Consider the following 23,731-nt stretch of genomic DNA (forward strand, 5'->3'; position numbering starts at 1 on the left):
GGTCCTTCCTTTCGCATCATGCGGCCTCCGCGGCACGCAGGCAGGCGACGCGATGCGCCGCACCGACGGGCTGCAGCGCCGGCACCGCCGCCGCACAATCCGCCGCTGCCTGTGGGCAGCGCGTGCGGAAGACGCAGCCGGAGGGCGGGTTGGCGGGGCTGGGCGGCTCCCCCGGCAGCGGGATGCGCGGCAGGCGCCGGCGCGGGTCCAGCCGCGGCGTGGCCGACAGCAGCGCCCGGGTGTAGGGATGCGCCGGCGCGCGGAACACCGCTTCGGCCGGGCCTTCCTCCATCACCCGGCCCAGATACAGCACCACCACCCGGTCGCAGAGCTGCCGCACCACCGGCAGGTCATGGCTGATGAACAGCAGGGCGAGGCCGAGCTGCCGCCGCAGATCGGCCAGAAGGGCCATGACCTGCGCCTGGATCGAGACGTCGAGGGCGCTGACCGGCTCATCCGCCACCAGGAATTCCGGGCCGGTGGCGAGCGCCCGGGCAATGCCGATGCGCTGCCGCTGGCCGCCAGAGAATTCATGCGGAAAGCGGACGGCATGCGCCGGGTCCAGCCCGACCTGGGCCAGCAGCGCCGCCAGCCTGTCGCCCCGCTCGGCCGGCGGCATCAGGCCATGGATGGCGATGCCATCCAAGATCTGCGGCCCGACGCGCCGGCGCGGATCGAGGCTGCCGAAGGGGTCCTGGAAGACGATCTGCATGCGTTGCCGCAGCCGCCGCCATTCCGCGCGCGAGGCCGCGCCGACATCCTGCCCGTCGAAGCGCACCGTGCCGGCGGAGGGCGGCAGCAGCCCGAGCAGCAGCCGCCCGAGCGTGCTCTTGCCCGATCCGGACTCGCCCACCACGCCCAGCGCCTCGCCACGCGCCACGGTCAGGTCCACGCCGCGCAGCGCCTGAACCGGCGGGCGGTGCAGCCAGCCGCCACCGAAGCTCCTCGCGAGCCCTTGGGCCTGCACGAGCGCGGTCATGCGGCCAGCGCCAGTTCATCCGCGCGGGTGCAGCGCACGGCACGGCCAGCGCGTTCCGCCAGCAACTGCGGCGCGTCGCAGGCGGGCGCGGCATGCGGGCAGCGCGGCGCGAAGCGGCAGCCCGGCGGCAGGTCCTGCGGTGGCGGCACGGTGCCGGGGATGCCGGCCGCCATGCCGTCGCCTTCCGGCACGGCCGCCAGCAGCGCGGCGGTATAGGGATGCAGCGGCGCCCCGAAGACCTCGGCGACCGTCCCCTCCTCCACCACCTGGCCGGCATAGAGGACCGTGACGCGATCGGCGATCTCCGCCACCACGCCGAGATTGTGGGTGATGAAGACCAGCGCCATGCCGGTCTCCCGCTGCAGGCCGGCGAGCAGGTCCAGGATCTGCGCCTGCACCGTCACGTCCAGCGCCGTGGTCGGTTCGTCGGCGATCAGCAGGGCGGGGCGGTTGGCGATGGCCATGGCGATCATCACCCGCTGGCGCATGCCGCCGGAGAGTTCATGCGGGAAGGCGCGCGCCCGGCGGTCCGGGTCGGCGATGCCGGTGCGGCGCAGCAGGTCGACGGCGCGCGCCCTGGCCGCCCGGGCGGAGAGGGGCTGATGCGCGCGGATCGCCTCCGCCACCTGGTCGCCGATGCGGTGCACCGGGTTCAGGCTGCTCATCGGGTCCTGGAAGACCATGGCGATGGCGCTGCCGCGCAGCCGGCGATGCTCCGCCTCCTCCAGTCGCAGCAGGTCGCGCCCCTGGAACCAGGCGGCGCCCGCCACCGGCCGCGCCGCCGGCGGCAGCAGCCCCATGGCGGCGAGTGCCGTGAGCGACTTGCCGGACCCGCTTTCCCCCACCACCGCCAGGGTCTCCCCGGCGCGGACGGACAGCGAGACATCCTCCACCGGCCGGATGGTGCCGCGCGGCGTGACGATCTCGATGGTGAGGCCCTGCATCGAAAGCACGGCATCGGCCCGTGGCGGTGGCAGCAGGCCGGGCAGCAGCCGGTCCACCCAGCGCGGCGGTGCGGCGGGCGCCGTGCGCGGGTCCGCCGCATCGCGCAGCGCATCGCAGAGCAGGTTCATCGCCAGGATGGTCAGCGACAGCGCGAGGCAGGGCCAGAGCAGCAACAGCGGCGCCTGCGCCATGGTGCCGCGCGCGCCGCGGATCATCAGCCCCCAGGAAGGTTCCGGCGGCACCACGCCGAGGCCGAGGAAGGACAGCCCGCTTTCCAGCACCACCGCCGAGGCCACCGCCAGCGAAAGCTGCACCAGCACCGGCCCGGCGATGTTCGGCAGCACGGTGCGCAGCAGGATGCGGTGGGTGGGGGCGCCCAGCGCCCGCACCGCTTCCACATAGTCATGGCTGCGGGCCGACAGCACCTCGGCCCAGGTCACGCGCACGAAGCCCGGCAGGTAGAGCGCGGCGAGCACCAGGATGAGCGTGCCGGAGCCGGGCCCGAGCAGCGTCACCACCAGCAGCGCCAGCAGCACCGGCGGGAAGCAGAGCAGCACATCCATGCTCCGCACGGCGAAGAACTCGCCAAGGCCGCGGAACCAGCCGCCGAGCAGCCCCAGCAGCGTGCCGACCACGCAGGCGATGGCCGCCGAGGCGAAGGCGACGGTCAGGCTGGCCCGTGCGCCCCAGACGAGGCGCGAGAGGACGTCGCGGCCGAATTCGTCCCGTCCCAGCGGGCTCCCCGGCATCGGCCCCGCCAGTCGCCGCGCGACATCCTGCCGGATCGGGTCGGGCAGGCCGAGCAGCGGCGCCGCCAGCGCGACCAGCACCACCAGCAGGACAAGCCCGCCCGGCAGCCAGAGCCGCCTCATGCCCTGCGCACCCGTGGATCGAGCAGCGCATAGATCAGGTCCATCACCAGGTTCAGCAGCACGAACAGCGCCGAGATGACCAGCACGATGCCGACCACCATGGGGTAGTCGCGCGCCTCCACCGCCCGCAGCAAGGGCGTGGAGAGGCCCGGCCAGTTGAACACGTATTCCACGAGCACCGTGCCGCCGAGCAGCGAGCCCATCTGCAACGCCAGCACGGTCAGCACCGGCGTCAGCGCGTTGCGCACCACATGGCGGCGCAGGATGCGGCCGGGCGGGAGGCCCTTGGCGCGGGCGGTGCGGACATGGTCGCGCGCCAGCATGTCCAGCACCGCCGTGCGCGTCATGCGGAACACCACCGCCACCAGCCCCTTGCCGATGGCGAGCGCGGGCAGGGACAGCAGCAGCAGGTGCCGCCCGGGGTCCTGCGCCAGCGGGACATAGCCGCCCGCCGGCATCCACCGCAGCATTTGCGCGAAGACCAGCACCAGCAGCGTCCCGACGACGAAGACCGGCACCGCCAGCAGCAGCGCCGCGAGCGCCGAGGCAAAGCGGTCGAAGGCCCCGCCGCGATGCAGCGCGGCGCGGGTGCCGGCAGGGATGCCGATCAGCACCGCCAGCAGCGCGCCGGCGCCGATCAGTTCCAGCGTGCGGGGCAGGCGCAGCAGGATCTCGTCCAGCACGGGGTAGTCGTCCACCAGGGAGGCGCCGAGATCGCCGCGCGGCAGGCCCGCGAGGAAGGCGACATACTGGTCGAGCAGCGGGCGGTCGAGGCCCAGCCTCTCCCGCAGCTCCGCCACCGCCGCCGGGTCGGGCGCCACCCCGCCGGAGGACAGCAGCAACTCCGCCGGATCACCCGGGACGAGATGGATGGCGAGGAAGACGATGCTGGCGACGCACCAGACCAGCAGCAGGCTGACCGCGAGGCGCTGCGCCGCCCAGATCATCCGGCGATCGCCGTCTCCTCGAGCGTGATGCCCGAGAAGAAGGAGAGCGCGCCGGGCATGTTCCTGAAGCCCGTCACCGTCTTCGGCATGGCATAGCCCTGGCTGCGCCAGGCGAGGCCGCAGATCGGCACCTCCTGCAGGGCGATCCGCTGCGCGTCGCGGTACAGCACCTTGCGCCTCGCCGGGTCGAACTCGGCCCGCGCCGCGGCCATCGCCTCCTCCAGCGCCGGCACGCGCAGCCCGAGGCTGCGGACGTAGCTGGGCGAGAGCGAGCCATCCACCAGGTTGGAGATGCCGTCGGGGTCGTTGTTGTCGGTGGCGGTGCCCTGCACCGCGATCTCGTACTGGCCCCGGTTGCCGAGGTTCACCCGCGTCGCCCAGTCCGGCAGGCGCAACTCCGCCTGGATGCCGATGGCGGCGAGGCTCTGCTGCACCACCTCGGCGGTGTCCTTGTGCATGCCGTATTGCGCGGTGGCGAGGATGGAGGTGGTGAAGCCGCCGGCGACGCCTGCCTCAGCCAGCAGGCGACGCGCCAGTGCGGGGTCGAAATGCCAGCCGCGCGCCAGTTCGGCGTCGAAGAACTCCGATTGCGGCGCGATCGGCAGACCTTCGAGGGGGGCGCCGCGACCGAAGAAGGCGGCCTTCACGATGTCGTCGCGCCGAATGGCGTGGGCGATGGCGCGCCGCACCCGCGCATCCGCCAGCGGCCCGCGCGTGGCGTTGAAGACCAGATACATGAAGGGACCGAAGACCGCGTCCAGCGTCAGGCGCGAATCCGCCTCGATCCCCGCCATGGACTGCCATGGGACGTATTCGATGAGGTCGACATCGCCGGCCTGCAGCGCCGCAACCCGCAGCGTCTCGTCGGCATAGGCGATGATGCGGATGTCCTTCAGCCGCGGCAGGCCCGGCTTGTAGTACCGGTCGAAGGCTGCGAGATCCATGAAGGTGCCGCGTTCCTGCCCGCGCAGGATGAAGGGCCCCGCACCGATCTGCTGCTGCGGGGTGGAGCGGCGGGAGACCATGCCCATGTGGTAGCTGGCCATCCAGTAGGGCAAGGTCGCCACCGGCGTTTTCATCGTGATCCGCACCGTGCGCTCGTCGGGCGTCTCGATCCGCTCGATCCCCTGCATCTCGTTCCGGTAGAAGGCGGTGGAGCGTTCCGCCGCCATCTGCTCGAGGTTCCAGCGGATATCGGCCGCGGTGACGGGATCGCCGTTCTGGAACACCGCGTTCGGCCGCAGGCGGAAGACCCATGTCGCGGCACCCTCGTTCGACCAGGCCTCCGCCAATTCGCCGCGCAACTTGCCGGCGGTGTCGTAGGACAGCAGGCCGCGATGGATCAGCAGCTTCACCGTCGCCGCGGCGGTGCCGGTATTGGCCCAGGCCTGCACGCTGGGCGGGAAGGCCGAGAGGCCGAAGCGGAATTGTCCCGGCGCGCGCTGCGCCCGCGCATCCGCCAGCGTCAGGAAGGGCAGGCCGGCGATCAGGCTGCGGCGGGTCGCGCGCATGGGCGGAATCCTCCTCAGGTCTCGCCGTAGAGGCGGGCTGCGTCCTCGGCGGTCATGCGGCCTTCGGCGATGTCGCGCGCCACGGCATCCTTCGCGCGACCGGCGGGCGGGCCAAAGCCGCCGGCGCCGGGCGTGACGATCTCCACCCATTGCCCGGCCTTCAGGTCGCCATTGCCCAGCGCGAAGGGCGCGACGCCGGGGCCGAAGACGAAGCGGCCCATCCCGCCGGGCAAGCCGCCCTGCAGGCCCCAGGGCGCCGATTTCAGCCGCGAGCCATCCAGGCGGAGGCGGCAATCCGCTTCCGCCCGGTAGACACGCCGCAGCCCCATGCCGCCGCGCCGGGTGCCGGCGCCGCCGGAGCCATCCACCAGCTCGTAGCGCATGAGGGTCAGCGGATACTCGATCTCCAGCGCCTCCACCGGCAGGTTGGAGGTGTTGGTGGTGTGGACATGCACGCCGTCGAGGCCATCCTTCGTCGCGCGCGCGCCGAAGCCGCCGCCGATGGTTTCCAGATACACCCAGGGCTCGCCGCTGCCCGGCTGCCGGCCGACGAAGCTGGCGACCACGCAGGCGCCGTTATGCGCGGCCGTCACGCGGTCCGGCACCGCCTGGGCCAGCGCTCCATGGATCAAATCCACCACGCGCTGGCAGGTGGACAGCCGCGCATTGACCGCCGCCGGATGCGTGCAGTTCACCACGCTGCCCTCGGTCGCCGTCACGGTCAGCGGCCGTGCCAGGCCGGCATTGGGCAGCAGCGTCGGGTCCACCACGGTCTTCACCGCGTAGTAGACGGTCGCCAGCAGCGCCGTCATCACCATGTTGATCCCGGCGCGGACCTGCGGCGGGCCGTCGAAATGCAGGCGCATGGCATCGCCTTGCACCGTGATCTCGACCGAGAGCGGCAACTCGCCCTCGATCTCCGGGCTGTCGTGGCGGTCCGCGAAGCGGTAGGTGCCGTCCGGGATGGCGGCGATGCCGGCGCGCATCTTCCGCTCGGCATAGTCCAGCAGCGCCTCGCCGGCCGCCAGCACGGTGTCGGTGCCGTATTTCGCGCAGAGCGCCTGCATCCGCTGCACGCCCAGCCGGTTGGCCGCCATCTGGGCACGGAGGTCCGAGAGGCGCTCGCGCGGCACCTGGCAGTTCAGCAGGATCAGCTCCTGCACATCGGTCTGCAACTCGCCGGCGCGGTAGAGCCGGATGGGCGGGATGCGCAGGCCTTCCTGGAAGATATGCGCATGGCCGCGATCGGCGAAGTCGGAGTGGTGCGCGAGGTTCACCGCCCAGCCGATCATCCTCTCCCCGACGAAGATCGGCTCGGCCAGCACGATGTCGGGCAGATGGGTGCCGCCGCCCTCATAGGCATCGTTGCCGCAGAACACGTCGCCCGGCCGCATGCCGGACATGGGATGGCGCTTCAGGATGTGCTCGACGATGCCGATGAAGCTGCCGAGATGGATCGGGATGTGCTCCGCCTGGCAAAGCGTGCGGCCCTGAAGGTCGAACAGCGCGGTTGAGCAGTCCCGCCGCTCCTTGATGTTGGTGGAGTAGGAGGCGCGGACGAGCGCCTCCCCCATCTCCTCGGCGATGGAGGAGAGGGCGGAGCCGATCACCTCGACCGTGATCGGGTCCACCTGCGGGCGGGAGAGGTCCAGGGCAGCGCTCACGCGGCGGCCTCCAGGATCAGGTTGTCATAGGGGTCCACGCGCGCCGCCATGCCCGGCAGCACCACGGTGGTGCTGTCCATCTGCTCGGCGATCGCGGGGCCGGGGATGCGGTTGCCGGGCAGCAGCCGGTCCCGCGCATAGACCGGCACGCTCACCCAGCCGCCGGCCTCCGGCAGCCAGACATCGCGCTTGCCCTCCAGCGCCGCGGCGGGGTCCGGGCCGGCGAGCGGCTTCGGCCGGAACTCCGCCTTCCGCACCTGGCCGATCGCCTCGATCCGGAAGGTGACGAGCTGCACCGGCTCCTCCTCCGCCACGAAGCCATAGGCGCGGCGATGCGCGGCGGCGAAGGCCTCGCCCATTGCCGCCAGCGTGGAAGGCGTGACGGGCCCCTCCGGCACGGCAATCGGCAATTCGTAGTTCTGGCCGGCATAGCGCATGTCGGCGGTGCGGTTGACCCGGCGCGCCCCGGCGGCAATGCCCTCCGCCTCGAACCAGCGTGCCGCCTGGTCCTGCAGCGCCGCGAAGGCCGCCTGCATGGGCGCGATCGCCGCCTCCCCCAGGGCGGTCAGCCGCGTGCTGGCGAAATCCGCCCGCAGATCGGTCAGCAGCAATCCCATGGCGCAGAGGATGCCCGGGCTGCGCGGGACCAGCACGCGCGGCATGTCGAGTTCCTTGGCCAGCCGCGCCGCATGCAGCGGGCCGGCGCCGCCGAAGGCCATGAGCGTGTAGTCGCGCGGATCATGGCCGCGCTGCACGCTGATGACGCGGATGGCCTTCGCCATGTTGGCGGTGACGACGGACAGGATGCCCTGTGCCGTCGCCATGGTTTCCATGCCGAGGCGCTGCGCCAGCCCCTCGATGGCGGCCAGGGCGAGGTCCCGTCGGATCGGCATGCGGCCGCCCAGCAGATGCGTGGGATGCAGATTGCCGAGCACGACATTGGCGTCGGTGACGGTCGGCTCCTGGTTGCCCTTGGCGTAGCAGACCGGCCCGGGCGCGGCGCCGGCGCTGCGCGGCCCAACCTTCAGCAGCCCGCCGCTGTCCACATAGGCGATGGAGCCGCCGCCGGCGCCCACCGTATGGATGTCCAGCATCGGCGCCTTGATGGGGTAGCCATGCACGACGGCCTCGCCCGCCAGCCGCGGCTCGCCATCCTGCAGCAGCGCCACATCGGTGCTGGTGCCGCCCATGTCGAAGGTGACCAGGTCGGGGAAGCCGGCGAGGCGCCCGATCGCCTGCGCGCCGACCACGCCGGTGGAGGGCCCCGACAGCACCATGCGCACCGGCATGGACGCCGCCGCCTCGAACCCGATCACGCCGCCATTGGACTGCGTGAGATGCGGCGTCGCCGCCACGCCAAGCTGCGCCAGCCGTTCCGCCAGTCGGCGGATATAGCCCTGCATCACCGGGCCGAGATAGCTGTTCACGACGGCGGTCGAGAGCCGTTCGTATTCGCGGAATTCCGGCGCGATCTCGTGGCTGGTGGTCAGGAAGGCCTCGGGGAACTCCTCCGTCAGGATGCGGCGCGCCGTCGCCTCATGCTCCGGCCGGACGAAGGCATAGAGGAAGCATACCGCCACCGCCTGCACGCCGGCTGCCTTCAGGGCGCGCGCCGCCTCCCGCACCGCCTGCTCGTCGAGTGCCGTCTCGATGCTGCCGTCATGCCGCACGCGTTCCGGCACTTCCAGCCGCAGATCGCGGGAGACGAGGATCTCCGGCTTCTCCACCTGCAGGTCATAGAGGTCGGGTCGCTTCTGCCTTCCGATCTCCAGCAGGTCGCGGAAGCCGTCGGTCGTGATCAGCCCCGTGCGCACGCCGCGGTGCTGGATCAGCGCATTGGTGGCGACCGTCGTGCCGTGGCCGAAATAGGCGACGTCCGAGGGCAGGCGGCCGAGCCGGCCCAGGCCTTCCTCCACGCCCTGGGCGATGGCGCGGGACGGGTCGTCGGGCGTTGAGGACACCTTCCAGACCTCGACGCGGCCGGTCGTGTCCTCGAACAGGCAGACATCGGTGAAGGTGCCGCCGGAATCCACGCCCACGCGCCAGGCCATCCGCCGCCATCTCCTGCACCGCAGCCGCAAAAGTGTTCCATGCACACACTGGTGGCGCAACCGGCTTCAGCCGTGCAGGTGACAGGCGACGCCCCCCTGGCCGGCGGGCAGTGCCGTCCAGCGCGGCAGGCTGCCCGTGCAGCGGGCGATCGCCTGCGGGCACCGGGGATGAAAGGGACAGCCGGGCGGCGGCGCGGCGGCGGAAGGGATCTCTCCCCGGATGCGCGGCAGCGTGCCCCGCCGGGCCGGATCCGGAACAGGGGACGCATCCCGCAGCATCTGCGCATAGGGGTGCAGCGGCTGCGCCAGCACGCGTGCCGCGGGCCCTTCCTCCACGATGCGGCCGAGATACATGACGGCGACACGGTCGCAGAACCAGCGCACCACCGACAGATCGTGCGAGACGAAGAGGAAGGCGAGGCCGCGCCGCCGGCGCAACTCCCGCAGCAGCAGCAGAACCTGCGCCTGGACCGAGACATCGAGGGCCGAGACCGGCTCATCCGCCACGATCAGCTCGGGCTCCAGCGTCAGGGCGCGGGCGATGCCGATGCGCTGGCGCTGGCCGCCGCTGAACTCATGCGGATAGCGGTCCAGCACGGCGGGTGGCAGGCCCACCTCGTCAAGCAGGGCGGCGGCGCGGCGGCGTGCCTCCGCGCCGCTGGCAATGGCGTGGACGCGCATGGGTTCCGTCAGCGCCGCCCCGATGCGCTGCCGCGGGTCCAGGGCAGAATAGGGGTCCTGGAAGATGATCTGCATGCGCCGGCGCAATGCCTTCAGGCGTGCACCGCGCGCGGCCAGCACATCTTCACCGCGCCAACGCACGCCCCCGGCATCGGGCTCGATCAGCCGCAGCAGGGCGCGGGCGGCGGTGGACTTGCCGCAGCCGCTCTCGCCCACCAGGCCGAAGGCCTCGCCGGCGCCGATGGCGAAGGACACATCCTCCACCGCCCGCACCGTGACGCGCCGGCGGCGCAGCAGCCCCTTCGTGGTCACGAAATGCTTGCGGAGGCCCTCGACCTCCAGCAGCGGCTCACTCATGCCGCAGCTTCGGGTCGGTGGCGTCGCGCAGCCCGTCACCGACCATGTTGAGGCCGAGCACCAGCAACAGGATGGCGAGGCCGGGGAAGACCGCCAGCCAGGGCGCATCGAGGATGGTCTCGAACCCGTCGCGGGTCATGCCGCCCCAGGTCGGCGTGGGCGGCTTGGGGCCCAGGCCGACGAAGGCCAGCGAGGCCTCCACCCGCACGGCCGTCGCCAGCCAGAGCGTGGCCATCACCAGCACCTCCGGCAGGATGTTCGGCAGGATGTGGCCGAACAGGATGCGGGCATGCGAGTACCCCAGAGCGCGCCCTGCCTCGACGAAGGCGCGTTCCTTCAGGGACAGCGTCGGCGCGCGGGCGATGCGGGCGAAGGGCGCGATCGCGGTCAGCGCGATGGCGATGACCAGGTTGACCAAGTCCGGCCCGAGCAGCGCCACCACGATCAGGCCGAGGATGAGCGAGGGGAAGGACAGCAGCACGTCCATCACCTGCATAGTGAACAGGTCCAGCCGCCCGCCGATATAGCCGGAGACGAGGCCGATGGTGCCGCCCACCACCATCGCCAGCCCGATGGCGCCGAGCGAGACCGTCAACGAGATGCGCGCGCCCCAGAGCAGGCGGGAGAGGATGTCCCGCCCGAACTGGTCGGTGCCCAGCCAGTGGTCGCCGCCGGGCGGCTGCAGCCGGTCGAGGATGCTCTGCTCCGCCGGGTCGAAGGGCGCGATCCAGGGGGCAAGCAGGGCGGCAAGCAGGACCGCGAGGCACAGCAGGCCGCCGATCCAGGTGAGCGACGCGGCGCCATCCGCCCTCATGCCGCCCGCACCCGCGGGTCCAGCACGCCATAGAGCAGGTCCGTCGCCGTGTTCACCGCCACGATCAGGACGCAGTAGATCACCATCAGACCCTGCAGCATGGTGTAGTCGCGCTGGTTCAGCGCCCCGACGATGAGCTTGCCGAGGCCCGGGCGGTTGAAGACGATCTCGGTCAGGACCGAGTTGCCGAGCAGGATGCCGACATAGAGGCCGACGACGGTGACGATCGGCAGGGATGCATTCCGCAGCCCATGCACCCAGACGATCCGCCGGTGCGGCACGCCCTTGGCGCGCGCTGTGCGGATGAAATCCTCCCCCAGGCTCTGCAGCATGGCGCTGCGCGTGACGCGCGTGATGTAGGCCGCCATGACCAGGCCGAGGGTCATGGCCGGCAGCAGCAGCTTGTGCAGCCGGTCGAGGGGATCCGCCAGGTCGGCACTGCCGATCACCGGGAAGATGCGCCAGTGCAGCGCAAAAGCCAGCAGCAGGAAGATGCCGGAGACGAAGACGGGAAAGGACAGGCCGAGCAGCGAGAGCAGCCTTGCGGCGACATCGATCGCGCGGTTGCGGTGCAGCGCCGCCCAGATGCCGGCGGGCAGGCCGAGCAGGATGCCGAACACCATCGCCGCCAGCGTCAGGTCCAGCGTATGCGGCAGCACCGCGGCGATCTCCGCGGCGATCGGCCGGCCGGTGACCATGGAGGTGCCGATGTCGCCGGTCAGGGCGCGGCCCATGAAGCCGGCATACTGGTCCCAGAGCGGCCGATCCGTGCCCAGCTTGGCGCGCAGCGCCGCCGCCGCATCCGGCGTCGCCTGATCGCCCAGGATGACCAGAGCCGGGTCGCCCGGGACGATGCGGACGATGACGAAAACCAGCGTCAGCACCGCCAGCAGGGTCGGCACGGCCGCCAGCAGGCGGCGGGCCAGGAAGAACAGCATTCAGCGCAGCCGTGTCCGCTCGGTGATCGGCGGGCCCAGGCTCATCGAGCCGCGCAGCGGATAACCGTAGTCGAGCGCATCGCGCCGGGCGAAGACCAGCAGCGTCTCCACCAGCGGCACGCCGCAGACCTGCTGCACCAGGATGCGCTGCGCCTCACCCCACAGCTTCAACTGCTCCTCCCGGTCAGTGCTCACCCGTGCCGCGTCGATCTGCGCATCCGCCTGGCTGCAATGCGAGAAATTGGTCACCGCCGTCGGCGTCTTCACGATGGAACGGCCATGCCAGAACTGCGTCAGGTAGATGTCGGCCACCGGAAAGCGCGCCGCCGAGTAGTAGACCAGCGGCGAAAGATCCTGGCGGATCTGCTGGTGGAAGGTGGCATGCTCCACCACCTGCAGGTCCAGCGTGATGCCGGCGCGGCGCAGCTGCTGCTGCACCACCTGCATCATGTTCAGCATCTCTGGCAGCTGGGTATGGATGACCTTCACGGTCAGGCCGCTGCCATGCCCCGCTTCCGCCAGCAACGCCCGCGCCCGGACCGGGTCGTGCGGCAGCACCCCCGCCTCGATGAAGCCGAGATAGCCGCGCGGCACCAGGCTCTGTCCCTCGCGGCTCACATCCGTGCCGCGCCAGCGGACCAGCTCCGCCCGGTTCACCGCATGGGCCAGCGCCTGCCGCACGCGGAGGTCGTTGAAGGGGGGCTGGGTGATGTTGAGGTTCAGGATTGCCAGCTCGGCCGGTTCGAAGATGTCCACCGTCACGCCCGGCTGCTGCCGCATCCGGTTCACCCAGGTCTGGTCGGACCGGCCGTAATTCAGGTCCAGCTCCCGGTTCTGGAAGGCCAGGTCGCGCGACGCGTCGGAGGGGATGAAGCGGTAGCTGATCCGGCCGATCTGCGGCGCCTCCCGGAAGTATTCGGCGTGCGCGACCAGCTCGGCACTCTGGCTCGGCGTGACGCGGTCCAGCGCGAAGGGGCCTGTGCCGATGGGCGCACGGGTGAAGCCGTCGCCGCGCTCCTCCGCCGCGCGCTTCGAGACGATGTAGCCGCCGGAATAGTTGGTGAGGATGCCGAGCAGGCTGGGCACATTCTCCCGCAACACAATGCGGACGGTGTAGGGATCCACCGCCTCAACGCTGCCGATGGAACGGAAATCGGCGGAGAAGGCGGAGCTGGCAGCGGTGCCGGCCTTCTTCAGGCTGAACGCCACGTCCTCGGCGGTCAGCTCCCCGTAATTGCCGTGGAAGCGCACGCCGCGGCGCAGGTGGAATGTCCAGGTCTTGCCGTCCGCGCTGCTGTCCCAGCGCTCTGCCAGGTCGGGCTCGATGGTCGCGGGGTCGGCAGACCCGGGGGCGAAGCGCACCAGCCCGTTGAACATCCAGCCGACCACGACGCGGTCGATGGTGGAGGTGGCGAAATGCGGGTCCAGCCGTCCCACGTCCTGCGCCGCCATGCCGACGCGCAGCACCGGCTGCGCCGTCGCGTCCCAGGCCAGCCCGACCAACCATGCCGCGCCCAGCAGCGCCGCCCGCCAACCCGCCATCGCCCTTCTCCCCCGGCTACAAGCGTGACTTCCAGAGATCCTCGCCCACACCGTCGGGCCGCGCGAAGCGGCCGATATCGAAGGGCGCCAGCGGGACATCCGTCCGGCCATCCAGCACCAATTCCGACAGCACTTCCCCCACCGCCGGCCCGAGCATGAAGCCGTGGCCGGAGAAGCCGAAGGCGTGGATCAGGCCGGGCGTGGTGCGGCTGGGGCCCAGCACCGGGATGACGTCCGGGGTCAGCCCGTCGATGCCCGTCCAGCTGCGGATGATCAGCGCGCCTTCCAGCCGGGGAATCAGGCGGATCGCGCGGTTCATGGCCGTCAGCGCCGATTCCGGCCGGGGGCGGGACATCGGCAGGCTGGCATCGCCTTCCCCCCGGCCGCCGCCCAGGATGACATTGCCGCGGGCAATCTGCCGCAGATAGACATCGCCGCCGACCACGCCGATGTTCAGCGGGCAGAAGAATTGCAGCGGCTCCGTCACCAGCATGTTGGGATGCAGCGGCTCGATCGGCACGGTTTCGCCGAAGGCCTTCGCCACGTCGGCGCCCCAGAAGCCGGCGCAGTTCAGCAGGACGGGCGCGCGGAATTCCGTGCCGTTCGCGGTGATGCGGAACCGCGCGCCGTCATGCGCCAGGTCGGTCACCGCATGCTGTTCCAGCAGCGTGGCGCCGGCCGCCCGGGCGGTGCGGGCCAGGGCCGGCACCAGCAGGCGAGGATTGGCCGAGCCATCCTCCTCCAGCAGGCTGCCGGCGATCACCTGCTCGCCGAAATAGGGGTGCTGGGCGCGGATGGCGTTGCGGCCCAGCATACGCGGCGCCAGGCCATGCTCGGCGGCCATGGCGTTCCAGCGCAGCAGGTCGGCCTCCTCAGCCTCGCTGCGCGCCAGCTTCAGGTGGCCGGAGGGATCGAACTCGGCATCGGTCCCGATCAACTCCTTCATCCGCGCCCAGATGGCACGGGACCGGCGCGCGAGCGGCAGTTCGGCCGGATGCCGTCCCTGCTGCCGCACGCCGCCATGGTTGACGCCCGAGGCCTGCCCCCCGACCAAGCCACGCTCCAGCACCACCACCCGCGCGCCGCGCTTCGCCAGATGCAGCGCGGCGGAACAGCCGGCGCCGCCGCCGCCGATGATCAGGACATCGGCGTCATGCATGGGCGAAGCCCCCGGTCACGACATGGCAGCGCGCCGCATGATCCGGCGCCGCTTCGGTGAGGCTCTGCTCCCCCTCGCAGCCCTGGCGCGTCAGGGGACAGCGGGGGGCGAAGCGGCAACCCGGCGGCATGGCATCCAGCGGCGGCACCCGCCCGGGGATGGCGGCCAGCGCCTGGTCCGGCGTGTCGAGCCGCGGCAGCGCCGCCAGCAGCGCCCGCGTGTAGGGGTGCAGCGGCCGGGCGAAGATCTCCGCGACGGGCCCCTGCTCCACGATTTCCCCGGCATACATCACCGCCACGCGGTCGGCGATCTGCGCCACCACGCCCAGGTTGTGGGTGATGAAGAGCACCGCCATGCCATGCCGCGCCCGAAGATCGGCCAGCAGTCCCAGCACCTGCGCCTGGATGGTGACGTCCAGCGCCGTCGTCGGCTCGTCCGCCAGGAGCACCGCCGGGTCACAGGCCAGCGCCATGGCGATCATCACCCGCTGGCGCATCCCGCCGCTGAACTGATGCGGATGGTCCCGCAGCCGCTGCGCGGCGGAGGGGATCTTCACCTCCTCGAACAGCGCCCGCGTGCGGTCCAGAGCGGCGCGACGCGACAGGCCGCGATGGATGCGCAGCGCCTCCGCGACCTGGTCGCCCACGGTCATCAGCGGGTTCAGGCTGGTCATCGGTTCCTGAAAGATCATGGCCAGGCGATCGCCGCGCAGGCGTTCCAGGTCGCGCTCCGGCAGCGCCGCCAGATCCTGCCCGTCCAGCAGGATGCGGCCGGCAGCCACGCGGCCGGCCGGCGGCCGCACCAGGCCCATGACGGACAGCGCGGTCACGCTCTTCCCGCAGCCGCTCTCACCCACCAGCGCCAGCACCTCATCCGGCTGCAGGCGCAGCGAGACGTCGCGCACGGCCGGGTGCCAGGCGCCGCCGACGCGGAACTCCGTGCGAAGCCCGATGATGTCCAGGGCCGGCGGGATCATGTCGGGTGCAGCCTGCCCAAGCCCTCGGGCACAGGCAAGGCGGTGGGACGGCTCGGCGAGGCGATGCGGGGCATGCCGCAGCCCCGGCTGCCGAAAAATGCGGCGGCCGGATGCCCCCGCGGGCGCGGTCAACGGGCGGAGGCGCCTTGCAGGCGGCGCGCGATCATGGTGCGGTGTGCGGGACGGCGCGCCGGGGATCCGGCCGCCCCGCTGGCAGGGACCCGTGCATGGCCGCCCGCAGGCAGATCAGGCTTGGCCTTTCCATGCGCTACCTCGGCTACCATGCCGCGGCCTGGCGCCATCCGCTGGCCGATCCCGGCGCCGCGTCCAACTACCGGCATTTCCTGTACATCGCGCAGGCCGCCGAGGCGGCGAAATTCGACATGGTGTTCCTGGCCGACGGCATCGGCATCCGCACCAAGGACGAGCCGCCGGGCGCGCTGTGCCGCAGCCACCAGACCGCGGAGCTGGAGCCGCTGACCCTGCTCTCGGCGCTGGCGCCGATGACCTCGCGCATCGGTCTCGTCTCCACGGCATCGACCACCTACAACGAGCCCTTCCACATCGCGCGGAAATGGGCCTCGCTGGACCATATCAGCGGCGGCCGCGCCGGCTGGAACATCGTGACCAGCTGGTCGCAGGCCGAGGCCTGGAACTTCAACCGCGACGAGCACCTGGACTACGAGACGCGCTACGACCGCGCCGCCGAGTTCGTGGAGGTGGTGAAGGGCCTGTGGGATTCCTGGGAAGCGGACGCCATGCTCCATGACAAGGAGAGCGGCCTCTTCTTCAATCCCGACAGGCTGCATGTGCTGAACCACAAGGGGACGCATTTCAAGGTCCGTGGCCCGCTGTCCGTGAAGCGCACGCCGCAGGGGCGGCCGATCCTGGTGCAGGCCGGCGCCTCGGAGCAGGGGCTGGAGATCGCCGCCCGAAGCGCGGAGGTGGTCTATTCCGCCTCCCACGACGTCGACAGCGCCCGCGACTACTACCAGAACCTCAAGTCCCGCCTGGCGAAGCATGGCCGGGACTGGGACCACATGAAGATCATGCCCGGCATCACGCTGTTCATCGGTCGGACGGAAGCCGAGGCGCGGGAGAAGTACGACCTGCTGAATGCGCTGGTCGCGCCGGAGATCGGGCTGTCCTACCTCTATGGCCAGTTGGGCGACCTGCGCGGCCATGACCTGGATGGCCCGGTGCCGGACCCGCCGGGTGGGCCGGTGAAGAGCATCGCCAAGAACCTGCTGGCGCTGGCGCGCAAGGACAACCTGACCATCCGCCAGCTCTACACCACCATCGCCGCGGGCTTCGGCGGGCGTATTCTGGTCGGCACGCCCGAGCAGATCGTGGACGACATGGAAGCCTGGGTGGAGGCCGGCGCGGCGGACGGATTCAATATCTGCCCGCCCGTGCTGCCGCTCGGCCTCGACGAGTTCGTCGAGCTGGTGATGCCGGAACTGCGCCGCCGCGGCATGTTCCGTACCGAGTACGAAGGCGCGACCTTGCGGGAGAACCTGGGCGTGCCGATGCCGCCCAACCGCCACACCACGGCGCGCGGCGCATGAGCATCGTCATCATCGGCACCGGCCCGGCCGGGCGCGCGGCGGCTTCGGTGCTGCCGCAGGCGGTGGTGATCGCGCGGCCCGACGCCACCGCCTGGCATGCGGAGCCGGGTCTGGTCTGGGTGGAGGATGCCGCGGGCATCCGCGCCGTGCCCTTCGCGCGGCTGCTGCTGGCGGCCGACGAACCCCTGCTTTTGCTGGCGCTGGACTGCGCCTTCGCCGACGGGCGTCCGGTGGTCGGGCCCTCGGGCGAGACCTCCCAGGCCGGCATCTTCGCCGCGGGCGTGGTGCTGGGCGCGACCACGGCAGAGGAGGCGGCGCGCCAGGGCGCCATTGCCGCCCGCGTCTTGGCAGGGCTGCCGCCGGAGGGCGCGATCGCAACCCCGCCGCCGCGCCCGCTGCCGGAGGTGGCGCGGCTGGACCCGCTGGCCGTTGCGCAATTGCTGGAATCGCCGCCCGGCACGGAACGCAGCGCGGCGGCGCTGGCCCAGGCCGGGCTGCGCGGCGGCCGCCTGACCAGCGTGGTCGCGCCCGCGCGCAATGCCGGCTTCGCCGCGCTGGCGGCGCTGGCGCCCGCCGTGCTGACGCCGCGCGGCGCGCAGCCGGATGCGGAGCGCCTGTGATGACCCCGGAGGTCATCGTCGTCGGCGGTGGGCTGCACGGGCTGTCGGCCGCGCTGCACATCGCCCGCCGCGGCAAGCGTGTGCTGGTGCTGGAGAAGGACCGGGTGGCGGCGCATGCCTCCTCCTACTCCGCGGGCGGTGTGCGGACGCTGGGCCGCCACATGGCGGAGGTGCCGCTGGCGGTGGAATCCTTGGCGCTCTGGCACCGCATCGGGGACTTGGTCGGCGACGACTGCGACTTCCACGCCACCGGCCATGTGAAGGTGGCGGAGAGCGCCGCGGAACTGGCGGAGCTGGAAGCCCGCGCCACCGCCATGCGCGCCGCCGGCTGGACGCATGAGGAGGTGGTGGACCGCGCCGGGTTGCGCCGCCTGCTGCCGGCGGTGGCGGATCATGCGGTGGGCGGCCTGGTGGCGCGCGACAACGGCTTCGCCCGGCCCTACCAGACCGCGCAGGCCTTCCGCCGCGCCGCCGAAGCCGCGGGCGCCGAGATCCGCGAGGGCGCTGCTGTGCTGGGGCTGGACCGCCGCGACGCGCTGTGGGAGGTGCGCTGCGCCGATGGCAGCACGCATCGCGCGCCGGTGCTGGTGAACACCGCTGGCGCCTGGGGCGCGCGGCTGGCGCGCAGCGTAGGGGAGGAGATTCCGCTCGGCTTCAACGCCTTCATGATGATCTACACCTCCGCCCTGCCGGCATTCGTCACGCCGGTGGTGGGGCTGACGGGACGACCGATGTCCTTCAAGCAGGCGCCGACCGGCCATGTGATGATTGGCGGCGGGCACAAGGGCGTCGCCGATCTCGACAGCGGGCGGGTGCAGCTGGATGTGGAACGGCTGGCCTTCTCCGCCCGGACCGCGCTGGATGTCTTTCCCATCCTGCGCGAGGCCCGCCTGGTCCATGCCTGGGCGGGGATCGAGGGCGTTTTGCCGGACGAGATTCCGGTCATCGGCCTCTCCCGCACGCAGCCTGGCCTGGTGCATGCCTTCGGCTTCTGCGGCCATGGCTTCGAACTGGGCCCGATCATGGGCGGCATCGTCGCGCAGCTTGCGCTGGACGGCGCGACCAACTGGCCGATCGCCGCCTTCGCGCCGGACCGCTTCGCCACGGCTGCGGCGCCGGGCGGCGCGCTGCTGCAACCGGCCGGGTAGGGGGCGGCGATGCGCGTGGCGGTGCTGGGCGGCGGCGCGATCGGCCTGGGCATGGCGGCCTTCCTAGCGGAGAATGGCCACCGCCCCGTGGTCTGGTCTCGCTCCGGCGCACCTGCGGTTCTCGAGGTCGCGGGCGCGCTGACCGGCCATGTGCCGCTGGAGGTAGCGCCCGGCCCGGCGGCCGCGGTGACGCAGGCCGAGGCGGTGGTGCTGGCGCTGCCGGCGAACCACCACCGCGCCGTGCTGGACGCCGTCGCGCCGCATCTGGGCGCCGGGCAGGCGGTGATCCTCAGCGGCCATCTCTCCTTCGGCGCGCTCTACCTGGCGCGGCTGCTTGCGGCGCGGGGCGTGATGCTGCCGATCATCGCCTTGGGCACCACCGTGGTGACGGGGCGCCGCACCGGGCCGGGCGCGGTGCGCATCGGCAGCATCCGCGCGCAGGTGGACCTGGCAACGCTGCCGGTGGCGCAGGCCGAGGCCGGCCTTGCCCTCTGCCGCGCGCTCTGCGGCGACCGGTTCCGGCTGCGGGACGGGCTGCTGGCCATCGCGCTGTCCAACGTGAACCCGCAGAACCACATGGGCATCGCGTTGTGCAACCTCACGCGCATGGAGCGCAGCGAGGACTGGCGGCAGAACGACAATATCACCGATGCGGTCGGGCGCCTGCTGGAAGCGCTCGACGCGGAACGCCTGGCCATCGCCGGAGCGCTCGGGCTGGGGGTCCGCACGCTGCGGCAGCATTTCGCCCTCTCCTTCCATGTGCCGGAGGCACCTTTGGGCGAGATGGCGCGCGCCATGGCCGCGCGCGGCGACAACCCGCAGGCGCCGGCGACGCTCGACACGCGCTACGTGCTGGAGGACGTGCCCTTCGGCCTGATGCCGACTGCACGACTCGGCCGCCTGGTGGGCCGGCCTGCCCCGCTGCATGAGGCGGGGATCGCGCTGCTCTCGGCGCTGTATGGCCGCGACCTGGCGGCGGCGAACGACCTGCTGCCCGGCATCGGTTTCGACGACCTGTCCCTGCCGCGACTGCAGGCGCTGTGCCGCGACGGCTGGTGCGCCGCCTGATGGGCACGCTGCGCTACATCCTGCGGCGGCTGTTCTTCTGCGCCTGCCTGGTCGTGGGCGTCAGCCTCATCCTTTTCGCGCTGATCAACGCCATCGGCAACCCGATCGAGATCCTGCTGGCCGAGCGCCCGGGCATGACGGACGAGATCGTCGCCGAGATCAGCCGCTACTACGGGCTGGATGGCAGCGTGACCGACCGCTACCTGACCTGGGCGGGCGCCATGCTCCAGGGCGATTTCGGCACCAGCATCATCTACAACCAGCCGGTCGGCGGGATGCTGGTGACCTTCGGGCTGGAGACTCTGAAGATCCAGGTGCCCGGGATCCTTATCGCGCTCCTGGCCTCGGTCGGCGCGTCCGTCCTGGCGGCGACGCGGCAATACAGCCGGGTGGATTTCGGGGTGATTTCCGCCGCCATGCTGGGCCATTCCCTGCCGGGCTTCTTCGTCGGCATCCTGCTGATCCTGGTCTTCGCCTACTGGCTCGGCATCCTGCCTTCCTACGGCGCGTATTCCACCCGCAGCATGCTGATGGACAGCGAGATCATCGACGGCCTCTGGCACATGGTGCTGCCGGTCTCCATGCTGGCCTTCTTCAACACGGCGACGCTGACCCTGCTGCTGCGCGCCTCGCTGGTGGACACGCTGCGGCAGGACTACATCACGGCCGCCCGCGCCGCCGGCCTGCCGGAACGCCGCGTGGTACTGGGCCATGCGCTACGCAATGCCTTCATCCCGGTGCTGACCTATCTCGGCATCCTGTTCGGCCTCATGCTCGGCACCGCGCCGGTGACCGAGACGGTGTTCACTTGGCCGGGTCTCGGCGCGCTCTACATCATGGCCATCCAGCAACTGGACTACCCGCTGATCATGGGCACGACCATGGTCATCACGGTGATGCTGGTGGCCGCGACGCTGCTGACCGACATCGCCTACGTCCTGATCGACCCGCGGATCCGGCTCGGCTGATGGATGCCGCCATTCCCGCGCCGCTCCCGGCGCCCCCCGTGAAGCCGCCCGGCATCTGGCGGCAGGGCTGGTACCGCTTCCGGCGCAACCGCGGCGGCATGGTGGGCCTGGGCCTCGTGCTGCTGGTGGTACTGGTCGCGCTGGCCTGCCCGTTCCTCGCGCCGCATGATCCCGGGGACCAGTCCGCCATGCTGCGCGGCGGCGCCCGCGCCGCGCCAAGCTGGCTGCACCCGCTGGGCACCGACCGCATGGGCTATGACGTGCTCAGCCGCGTGCTCTACGGCGCGCCCACGGCGCTGGCGGTCGGCCTCGGCGCCATGGCCATCGCCTCCCTCGTCGGCATCGTCATCGGCGGCATCGCCGGCTATGTCGGGGGGCTGCTGGACGAGGTGCTGATGCGCTTCGCCGAGTTCTTCCTGGTGATCCCGGTCTTCGTGGTGATCCTGGCGGTGGTGCGGCTGTTCGGCATCATCGTGGTCGGCACCCCGCTGGAGAAGGTGCCGCACCTGAACCTGCTGACCATCATTGCCCTGCTGGGCCTGTTCGGCTGGCCTCCCATCGCCCGCATGGCGCGGGCGGAATTCCTGCGCCTGAAGCAGGCGGAATTCGTCGAAGCGGCGATCTGCATCGGCGCGACGAAGCGGGACATCCTGCTGCGGCACATCCTGCCCAATGCGCTGCCCTCCCTCATCGTGCTGGTCGCGCTCGGCATCGGCGGGGCGGTGCTGGCGGAGGCGATGGTCAGCTTCCTCGGCTTCGGCGACCCCAAGGCGATCTCCTGGGGGCAGATGCTGTACTTCAACTACGAGGCGCTGAAGGTCGCGCCCTGGGGCTCGCTTGCGCCCGGCGTTGCAATCTTCCTCACCGTGCTCGGCTTCAACCTGCTGGCGGATGGCCTGACCGATGCCTTCAATCCCCGTCTCCGCCAGTAGCCCGCCGCTGCTCCGCGCCGAAGGGCTGGTGGTGCATTTCCACACGCGGGACGGCGTGGTGCGGGCGGTGGACGGGGTGGATTTCGAGGTCGGGCGCGGCGAGACGCTGGGCATCGTGGGGGAAAGCGGCAGCGGCAAGACCATCTCCTCGCTTGCCCTGCTGCGCCTGGTGCCGCCGCCGGCGCGGATCGAGGCTGGGCGGGTCCTGTTCGAGGGTGAGGATCTGCTGGCGCTGCCCGAGACGGCCATGACGCGTGTCCGCGGTCGGCGCATTTCCATGATCTTCCAGAACCCGGCGACCTCGCTGAACCCCATCCTGTCCGTCGGCGCGCAACTGTCCGAGATCCTGGTCTGGCACGGGATGGCGACGAAGCGGGAGGCGCCGGAACGCATTGCCGAATTGCTGCGCCTGGTTGGGCTGACCGACCCGGCCGCGCGGCTGCGGCAATATCCGCATGAACTGTCCGGCGGCATGCGCCAGCGCGTCGGCATCGCCCGCGCCCTGCTCTGCGACCCGTCGCTGGTGCTGGCGGACGAGCCGACCACGGCGCTGGACGTCACGATCCAGGCGCAGATCCTCGACCTTCTGGCGGAACTACGCGCACGCCTGGGCATGTCCATGGTGCTGGTCACGCATGACATGGGCGTGGTCGCGCGCATGGCCGACCGCATCACCGTCATGTATGCGGGCCGCGTCTGCGAGAGCGGCAGCGCCCGCACGATCTTCCACAGCCCGCAGCATCCCTATACCCGCGCGCTGCTGGACAGCATGCCGCGGCTGGATCGCAGCTATCGCAGCGGCGGCCGGCAATTGCTGCCTGCCATCGCCGGCCGCCCGCCCGGCCTGCTGAACCCCCCGGCGGGTTGCCGCTTCGCGGCACGCTGCCCCGAAGCCACCGCGGAGTGCCGCCGCGTGCTGCCGGTGCAGGTCGCGGTCGGGCCGGACCACATGGTCGCCTGCCTCCGCCGCGGGAGCCAGGGGATGGCGGCATGAGCACCGCCGGCCCGCTGCTGCAGGTGGAGAAGCTTTCCAAGCACTACTCCGTCGGGTCGCGCGGCCTGTTCCGTCGCAGCGGCGGCACCATCCGTGCCGTGGACGACGTCTCCTTCCACCTGCGGGTGGGGGAGACGCTGGGGCTGGTCGGGGAGAGCGGCTGCGGCAAGACCACCACGGCCCGCAGCATCTTGCACCTGGTGCAGCCCACCGGCGGGACGGTGCGGTTCGAGGGCGAGGACATCCTGCCCGTCTTCGCCGCCGGCGCGCGGCCCGACGTGCTGCGCATCCGCAGCCGGCTGCAATACGTCTTCCAGGACCCGACCCTGGCGCTGAACCCGCGCTGGACCATCGGCGAGACGCTGCGCGAACCGCTGCGAATCCACTGGCCAGGGCGGCGGGACCAGTGGGAGGCGCGCATCGCCGAGTTGCTGGGGCTGGTGGGGCTGGAGCCGCAGCATGCCTGGCGCTACCCGCATGAGTTCAGCGGCGGCCAGCGTCAGCGCGTGGGCATCGCGCGCGCCCTGGCGGTGGAACCGAGGCTGCTGATCCTGGACGAGCCGGTCTCCTCGCTCGACATCTCCGTCCGGGCCCAGATCCTCAACCTGCTCGTGTCGCTGCAGCAGCGGCTGGGGCTCGGCTATCTCTACATCTCGCACGACCTTGCCTCGGTGCGCTTCGTCAGCAGCCATGTCGCGGTGATGTATCTCGGCAAGCTGGTGGAGATGGCGGAGGTGGACGCGATCTTCGCCCGGCCGCGGCACCACTACACGCGCGCCCTGCTCTCGGCCATCCCGGTGCCGGACCCCGATTCGACGCAGCCGCGCATCGCCCTGCAGGGGGAGGTGCCGAGCGCGCTGCGCCGCCCCGCCGGCTGCCCCTTCCATCCGCGCTGCCCCGCCGCCCGGACCGTCTGCCGGGAGGTGGAACCGCGGCTTGAGGAGGATGAGTTCGGACATCGCCTCGCCTGTCACAACCCTGCCTGAGGAGGGAGCGC

At 71.5% G+C, this 23,731-nt stretch carries 20 protein-coding genes; 8 read left to right on the forward strand and 12 right to left on the reverse strand.

All coding sequences use genetic code 11. The features are described from left to right. Positions 1-16: 16 nt before the first annotated feature. The 12 genes from E2C05_RS00565 to E2C05_RS00620 form a co-directional block, all read right to left on the reverse strand. Entirely contained in the window at positions 17-979 is a 963-nt protein-coding gene (locus tag E2C05_RS00565; RefSeq protein ID WP_133217638.1) for an ABC transporter ATP-binding protein, read from the reverse strand. Continuing rightward, positions 976-2,796 (reverse strand): dipeptide/oligopeptide/nickel ABC transporter permease/ATP-binding protein, encoded by a 1,821-nt coding sequence (locus E2C05_RS00570; protein ID WP_133217640.1) that lies wholly within the window; start codon positions 2,794-2,796, stop codon positions 976-978. The genes E2C05_RS00565 and E2C05_RS00570 overlap by 4 nt, the downstream gene beginning before the upstream one ends. Continuing rightward, complete coding sequence (locus tag E2C05_RS00575; protein WP_133217642.1) at positions 2,793-3,743, reverse strand: ABC transporter permease; 951 nt, start codon at positions 3,741-3,743, stop codon at positions 2,793-2,795. Before E2C05_RS00575 ends, E2C05_RS00570 begins: the two co-directional genes overlap by 4 nt. After that, positions 3,740-5,254: an ABC transporter substrate-binding protein gene (locus E2C05_RS00580; RefSeq protein ID WP_133217644.1), complete on the reverse strand. Its 1,515-nt coding sequence runs from the start codon at positions 5,252-5,254 to the stop codon at positions 3,740-3,742. Before E2C05_RS00580 ends, E2C05_RS00575 begins: the two co-directional genes overlap by 4 nt. Positions 5,255-5,268: 14 nt before the next feature. Beyond that, positions 5,269-6,918, reverse strand: coding sequence for a hydantoinase B/oxoprolinase family protein (locus tag E2C05_RS00585; protein ID WP_133217646.1), 1,650 nt, complete (start codon positions 6,916-6,918; stop codon positions 5,269-5,271). Continuing rightward, positions 6,915-8,969: a hydantoinase/oxoprolinase family protein gene (locus E2C05_RS00590; protein WP_133217647.1), complete on the reverse strand. Its 2,055-nt coding sequence runs from the start codon at positions 8,967-8,969 to the stop codon at positions 6,915-6,917. The genes E2C05_RS00585 and E2C05_RS00590 overlap by 4 nt, the downstream gene beginning before the upstream one ends. Before the next feature lie 66 nt (positions 8,970-9,035). After that, positions 9,036-10,007: an ABC transporter ATP-binding protein gene (locus tag E2C05_RS00595; protein ID WP_133217648.1), complete on the reverse strand. Its 972-nt coding sequence runs from the start codon at positions 10,005-10,007 to the stop codon at positions 9,036-9,038. Then, a complete protein-coding gene (locus tag E2C05_RS00600; protein WP_133217649.1) occupies positions 10,000-10,821 on the reverse strand; it encodes an ABC transporter permease in 822 nt (273 codons plus the stop codon). Before E2C05_RS00600 ends, E2C05_RS00595 begins: the two co-directional genes overlap by 8 nt. Next, complete coding sequence (locus tag E2C05_RS00605) at positions 10,818-11,759, reverse strand: ABC transporter permease (RefSeq protein WP_133217650.1); 942 nt, start codon at positions 11,757-11,759, stop codon at positions 10,818-10,820. Before E2C05_RS00605 ends, E2C05_RS00600 begins: the two co-directional genes overlap by 4 nt. Further along, positions 11,760-13,301 carry an ABC transporter substrate-binding protein gene (locus tag E2C05_RS00610; protein WP_192912399.1) on the reverse strand — a complete coding sequence of 514 codons (1,542 nt, stop codon included), beginning with the start codon at positions 13,299-13,301 and terminating at the stop codon, positions 11,760-11,762. A 16-nt stretch (positions 13,302-13,317) separates the two neighbouring features. Further along, positions 13,318-14,460, reverse strand: a complete 1,143-nt coding sequence (locus E2C05_RS00615; protein ID WP_133217652.1) for an NAD(P)/FAD-dependent oxidoreductase — start codon at positions 14,458-14,460, stop codon at positions 13,318-13,320. Further along, a complete protein-coding gene (locus tag E2C05_RS00620) occupies positions 14,453-15,436 on the reverse strand; it encodes an ABC transporter ATP-binding protein (protein ID WP_133217653.1) in 984 nt (327 codons plus the stop codon). The genes E2C05_RS00615 and E2C05_RS00620 overlap by 8 nt, the downstream gene beginning before the upstream one ends. A 227-nt stretch (positions 15,437-15,663) precedes the next feature. On the opposite strand from E2C05_RS00620, the gene E2C05_RS00625 reads away from it, so the two are divergent. From E2C05_RS00625 to E2C05_RS00660, 8 genes are read left to right on the forward strand one after another with little or no spacing between them, the layout of a single operon-like run. Beyond that, the gene (locus E2C05_RS00625; protein ID WP_133217654.1) at positions 15,664-17,004 is read left to right on the forward strand and encodes an LLM class flavin-dependent oxidoreductase; all 1,341 of its coding nucleotides are present in this window, start codon (positions 15,664-15,666) and stop codon (positions 17,002-17,004) included. Next, on the forward strand, positions 17,001-17,624 hold the full coding sequence (locus E2C05_RS00630) for a hypothetical protein (protein WP_133217655.1): 624 nt from the start codon (positions 17,001-17,003) through the stop codon (positions 17,622-17,624). Before E2C05_RS00625 ends, E2C05_RS00630 begins: the two co-directional genes overlap by 4 nt. Further along, positions 17,624-18,772 (forward strand): NAD(P)/FAD-dependent oxidoreductase, encoded by a 1,149-nt coding sequence (locus E2C05_RS00635; RefSeq protein ID WP_133217656.1) that lies wholly within the window; start codon positions 17,624-17,626, stop codon positions 18,770-18,772. Before E2C05_RS00630 ends, E2C05_RS00635 begins: the two co-directional genes overlap by 1 nt. A 9-nt stretch (positions 18,773-18,781) precedes the next feature. After that, on the forward strand, positions 18,782-19,840 hold the full coding sequence (locus E2C05_RS00640; RefSeq protein WP_133217657.1) for an NAD/NADP-dependent octopine/nopaline dehydrogenase family protein: 1,059 nt from the start codon (positions 18,782-18,784) through the stop codon (positions 19,838-19,840). Continuing rightward, positions 19,828-20,808 (forward strand): ABC transporter permease, encoded by a 981-nt coding sequence (locus E2C05_RS00645; RefSeq protein ID WP_205082664.1) that lies wholly within the window; start codon positions 19,828-19,830, stop codon positions 20,806-20,808. Before E2C05_RS00640 ends, E2C05_RS00645 begins: the two co-directional genes overlap by 13 nt. 38 nt (positions 20,809-20,846) lie before the next feature. Continuing rightward, positions 20,847-21,740, forward strand: coding sequence for an ABC transporter permease (locus E2C05_RS00650; RefSeq protein ID WP_158291851.1), 894 nt, complete (start codon positions 20,847-20,849; stop codon positions 21,738-21,740). After that, positions 21,712-22,734, forward strand: coding sequence for an ABC transporter ATP-binding protein (locus tag E2C05_RS00655; protein ID WP_133217660.1), 1,023 nt, complete (start codon positions 21,712-21,714; stop codon positions 22,732-22,734). Before E2C05_RS00650 ends, E2C05_RS00655 begins: the two co-directional genes overlap by 29 nt. Then, positions 22,731-23,720 (forward strand): ABC transporter ATP-binding protein, encoded by a 990-nt coding sequence (locus E2C05_RS00660; RefSeq protein ID WP_133217661.1) that lies wholly within the window; start codon positions 22,731-22,733, stop codon positions 23,718-23,720. Before E2C05_RS00655 ends, E2C05_RS00660 begins: the two co-directional genes overlap by 4 nt. The last annotated feature ends 11 nt before the right edge of the window (positions 23,721-23,731 follow it).

The sequence above is a fragment of the Paracraurococcus ruber genome, assembly GCF_004353985.1.
GTDB lineage: Bacteria > Pseudomonadota > Alphaproteobacteria > Acetobacterales > Acetobacteraceae > Paracraurococcus > Paracraurococcus ruber.